Source organism: Paenibacillus oleatilyticus (assembly GCF_018998565.1).
Classification (GTDB): domain Bacteria; phylum Bacillota; class Bacilli; order Paenibacillales; family NBRC-103111; genus Paenibacillus_G; species Paenibacillus_G oleatilyticus.
On the sequence record NZ_JAHNZO010000140.1, the window covers coordinates 1 to 371 of the forward strand.

At 62.5% G+C, this 371-nt stretch carries 1 pseudogene; it reads left to right on the top strand.

Annotated elements, in window-relative coordinates:
* Positions 1-147 precede the first annotated feature (147 nt).
* A pseudogene (locus KQX66_RS38975) lies at positions 148-371 on the top strand (hypothetical protein); the annotation flags it as partial.

The window sequence follows — 371 nt, forward strand, 5'->3', positions numbered from 1 at the left end:
GTGCGGCCTGCTGGTCACTAAAACTGGTTTTATCGACGGCCCGCTGGCCAAAGGCTTGTTTGCCGATTCCAGCCTGGGGCTGTTTGTGTCGTTTGCGGTGAGTCTGATCGCTTACGGTCTGTACCTGACCCAACGCAGAGAACATCAATGAGTGAGTGGGAAGCTGTAACACCTGTCCTGGTGATTGGGGGCGCGGTCGGCGATCTGGTGATGACGCTGCCCCGCCTGCCGACCAGCGGCGAAGATATCGAAGCCCAGCCGCAGGCGCGGCAAATCGGCGGTTGCGCGTTCAACGTGGCGCGCGCGCTGACGCGCCTTGAAGTGCCGGTGATCAACGGCATGCCGGTTGGCAACGGCGAATGGGGCGCGGC